The sequence below is a fragment of the Nocardiopsis sp. CNR-923 genome, assembly GCF_001942255.1.
Classification (GTDB): domain Bacteria; phylum Actinomycetota; class Actinomycetes; order Streptosporangiales; family Streptosporangiaceae; genus Nocardiopsis.
Genome location: NZ_MKKC01000018.1, coordinates 1 through 3834 on the forward strand (window position 1 = coordinate 1; position 3834 = coordinate 3834).

Below are 3834 nucleotides of genomic sequence, written 5' to 3' on the forward strand. Positions count from 1 at the left end.
GCTCTGCGAGGGGGCGCTATCCGTCGGTCGGGTGCGGTCAGCTTGGCCACGAACCGCACGAGTGAGGGCTCAAGGATCGTCGGCTCCACAGCGGCGTAGCGGTCCACGTGGGTGGCCCACCACAAGCACGGGGTCTTCCGGATGCTGTACCGGTCGCCGAACCACTCTCGGAGCGCGTCCAGGACGGGCGCGTGGTCCCCGGGTGGGGCCATGTCGATGATGCGCGCCCACTCGCGTAGGGCGACCGTGTCGCCGGGCTCGGGGAGGCTCACGGCGTTCACCGTCCCACCCCCAACGCGAGGGCTTCGCGCACGAGGTCGGCCAGTTCGGCGAACTCGCCACGCTGGGGCGGGATCGGGATGGTGCGGGGGTGGGTCCTCTCCCACGCGCGGAACGCCGGGCGGACGGGGTTGTACCGGCGCGGGTCGGTGGGGTCGTCCATCGTGACCGGGGCGGGTGCTGGCTCCACGGGGACACGGGAGCGGCGCGGGCGCGAGGACGGGCGGACAGCGGGGGGACCGGGGAGGCGACCGCCAGCAGGGCCGTGAGCCCTTCGAACTGGCGTCGCGTGGCCGGTGCGGCATCGGGCACGGGGCGCCGGTGGCGTCCGTGCGGGGTGTGTGCGGCGCGTGGGAACAGCGCCCGGATCAGGGCGATAAGGTGCATGTGTCAGCGCTCCTGGTAAGCGTTGGCCATAGCCCCGGGGGTGCCTGCCAGCACTCGCCGGGGTCCGTGCGTCCATCGTGGTCTCGGCCGAACCCCCTTGGGAGTTGACGAGCGTTGACTACGCTGGGAGTCAACGTTGGTCAACACCTTCCGGAGCCCCCAGTGACCGACTTCGCCGCACGCGCCCGGGCCGCACTCGATGCCCAAGGGCTGTCCCTGAGAGCCGCAGCCCGAGAACTCCACTTCGACGTCGCGTATCTGTCGCGCGTCCTGAACGGCAAGCAGACGCCGTCCGCACAACTGGCCGAGGGGCTCGACAGCCTGGTGGGCGCCGGGGGCTCGCTGGCGGCGCTGGCGGAGACCCCCGCTCCCAGCGGAGGCGATATCGGCACCCCGCCCGGTATCGCCGACGACATCACGCACATGCGCGCGACGATTGATCAGGTGGTCGCCCACGACAACCGCCACGGCGGTGACGACGTCGCGCCCGTGGCGGTCCGAGTCTGGAAGTGCGCACAGCGCAGGTTGGACAGTGGCGCGGTTCCGGAGGGGCGCCGACGGGACTACCTGGCGTCGGTCGCCGAGGTCGCCGAGGTCGCCGGGTGGCTGCTGTTCGACGCGGGCCGACAGGATGAGTGCCGCGCCGCCACGCTGGAAGCGCACATGCTGGCGCGCCACGCCGGTGACCGTTCGATGGAGCGGTTCACGCTGACCAATCTCGCCATGATGGGCGTGGAAGTGGGCAGCCCCGGGGAGTCTCTGCGCATCGTGGACGAACTGCTCTCACAGCCCCGTGTCCCCCCGCGTGTGGCGCTGTTGGCGCGCATTCGTCGGGGGCGTGCGCTGGCCAGCACCGGTGACCACCGACGCGCCTTGGACGAACTCGGCGCCGCCCGTGCGGCGCTGGAGGACTCCGTCACGCCTCGGGACCCCGCGTGGACGTGGTGGGTGAATGAGTGCGAGCTTGCCGGACACGAGGGGGAAGCCCATCTCGCCCTCGGCGACGCCACAGCCGCTGTGCCGAAGCTGGAGAGGGCCGCTGAACTCGCAGCCGCCTTCCGACCCGATGGGCGCGGCGTCCTGTACTACCGGGTGTCGCGTGTGCAGGCGTACACCGCCGCTCAGGCGTGGCGGGAGTGTGGGGAGGAGTTGACCGCGCTCCCGCCCATGCTGGACACGGTGAGTTCCGGTCGGAACCGGCGACGGCTGCGGGTGGCCCTGCGTGAGTTGAACCGCCACCCGGACGCCCCGGTGTGGCTGACGGACCTCGCCCACGACGTGGCCGACGTGATGCGTCGGCAAGCCGCGTAGCCCTCCCGGGGACGCTCCTTCGCGGCGCACATCGGGCGCACACCAGGGTGAAAAACCGTGCGATCCAATGTCAGACAGTGGCAGATGAAAGCGCAGGTCAGGGCGGATGCCGGGGGTATCTCCCCTGATGGCGTCAGGGCGGCTACGGGTTCCGCTTCAACGTCTGACGCGTGGCGCCGCCGCGCTCGTCCGGTGCGCGCTGGGGGCGTCCGTGCCGCCCCCAGCGTGCCGTGACGGGCGTCGTTACACGGTGCCCGACTTCTCGATGACGGCCTCCTTGGCGACCCTGCCACTGGCGGAGCCCAGCTTCTCGATCTCCTTCACGAGGTCCATGCCCTCGACGACCTCGCCGAAGACGACGTGCTTGCCGTCCAACCAGGCGGTGGGGACCGTGGTGATGAAGAACTGGGAGCCGTTGGTGTTCCTGCCCGCGTTCGCCATGGACAGAAGGCCCGGCCTGTCGTGCTTGCGCTCGAAGTTCTCGTCCTCGAAGGTCTCTCCGTAGATGCTCCTGCCGCCGGTGCCGTCGCCCTTGTCGAAGTCGCCGCCCTGCAGCATGAAACCCGGGATGACGCGGTGGAACGCGGAGCCCTCGTAGCCGAAGCCGTTCTCGCCGGTGGCGAGTTCCCGGAAGTTCCGCGCGGTCGTGGGGACCACGTCGTCGTACAGCGTGAAGACGATCCTGCCGACGGGCTTCCCGTCGATGGCGATGTCGAAGAAAACGTTGCTCATGGCGCAATCCTGCCACAGCGCGACCCCGCGAATTCCGCTCGTTACGGCCTTCGCCGCCGGTCAGCCGCGGTCGGGCAGGGCGCACCCGTCGGGGCCGCACGCCTCGGAGCGCCGTGAGCCGTCGACCACGGTGAGGGGCGAGCGGTGCGCCCAGGCCTGTTCCAGCGCCTGACCGAACGTCTCGACGGGCTGGGCCCCGGAGACGGCGAAGGCCCGATCGAGGACGAAGAAGGGCACCCCGGTGGCGCCCAGCTGGGCGGCCTCCCGCTCGTCGGCACACACCTCGGCGGCGTAGCGCTCGGGGTCGGCGAGCACCGATCGTGCCTCTCCGGCGTCCAGTCCGGCCTCGACCGCCAGTTCCACGAGCCGGTCGCCGCCCTCGAAGGCGGAGCGCCGCTCGGCGAAGTTGGCCCGGTACAGGGTGTCGATCAGCGGTCCCTGGCGGCCGTGCTCCGCGGCCAGGTGCAGCAGCCGGTGCATGTCGAAGCTGTTGCCGGCGTCCCGACCCTCCGTGCGGTACTCCAGGCCCTCGGCCGCGGCATTGGCGGCGATGCGTCGCTCGGCCTGGGCGGCCTGGGTCTCGGTGATGCCGTACTTCCCCGCGATCAACGGCACCACGGGAACGACCTCGTCGCGGGGGTGCGAGGGGTTCAACTCGAACGAGCGGTGCACGACCTCCACCTGGTCGCGGTGCTCGAAGCCGTCGAGCGCCTTGTCGAAGCGGGCCTTGCCCACGTAGCACCAGGGGCAGTTGATGTCGGTCCAGATCTCGACGCGCATGTGGAAATTTCTCTCTTGGGACGGCCGGGTTCGGGGAGGGGCACGTCGCCCGGGCGGTGTGTCTGCTTGCGAGGGGCGTCAACAGCGCTCGGCCGCTCGGCATTCCGAGGCACGCGTCACCCGGGCGCACCTCACGGGGCCCGCGCGGCTGGGACGCCTGCGGCCGTCGCGGGGCGGCTCCGGTCACATCCCGCCAACGGTTCTCCACTCCCGGCGGCAGAATCCCGCTTTCTGACAGGTGACTAATACTCCAGTTGTAGATCCGGTTTGTCATGATTCGCGGGCTGCTTGTCTGCGGTAGTGGCAGTCCCGGGCCTGCGCTTGGTGGAAGCGTCTGAACACCGA

General features: G+C 70.6%; 4 protein-coding genes and 1 pseudogene. 1 reads left to right on the plus strand and 4 read right to left on the minus strand.

Annotation, left to right across the window (positions count from 1 at the left end):
* Nucleotides 1–281: pseudogene (locus BJF83_RS01150) on the minus strand (hypothetical protein); the annotation flags it as partial.
* A complete protein-coding gene (locus BJF83_RS26425; protein ID WP_143831745.1) occupies nt 278–469 on the minus strand; it encodes a hypothetical protein in 192 nt (63 codons plus the stop codon). The gene BJF83_RS26425 and the pseudogene BJF83_RS01150, both read right to left, overlap by 4 nt.
* A gap of 359 nt (nt 470–828) precedes the next feature.
* On the opposite strand from BJF83_RS26425, the gene BJF83_RS01155 reads away from it, so the two are divergent.
* Entirely contained in the window at nt 829–1977 is a 1149-nt protein-coding gene (locus tag BJF83_RS01155) for a helix-turn-helix transcriptional regulator (RefSeq protein ID WP_075924827.1), read from the plus strand.
* Between the two features lie 243 nt (nt 1978–2220).
* On the opposite strand, the gene BJF83_RS01160 is transcribed toward BJF83_RS01155, so the two are convergent.
* Together BJF83_RS01160 and BJF83_RS01165 are read right to left on the minus strand one after the other, a co-directional pair.
* The gene (locus BJF83_RS01160) at nt 2221–2709 is read right to left on the minus strand and encodes a peptidylprolyl isomerase (protein ID WP_075924828.1); all 489 of its coding nucleotides are present in this window, start codon (nt 2707–2709) and stop codon (nt 2221–2223) included.
* A gap of 60 nt (nt 2710–2769) precedes the next feature.
* Complete coding sequence (locus tag BJF83_RS01165; protein ID WP_075924829.1) at nt 2770–3489, minus strand: DsbA family oxidoreductase; 720 nt, start codon at nt 3487–3489, stop codon at nt 2770–2772.
* Between the last annotated feature and the right edge of the window lie 345 nt (nt 3490–3834).

What these genes read in the sequence shown, in the direction of transcription:
- BJF83_RS01160 (WP_075924828.1), bottom strand. Translation starts at nt 2,709, where the DNA reads ATGAGCAACGTTTTCTTCGACATCGCCATCGACGGGAAGCCCGTCGGC.
- BJF83_RS01165 (WP_075924829.1), bottom strand. Translation starts at nt 3,489, where the DNA reads ATGCGCGTCGAGATCTGGACCGACATCAACTGCCCCTGGTGCTACGTG.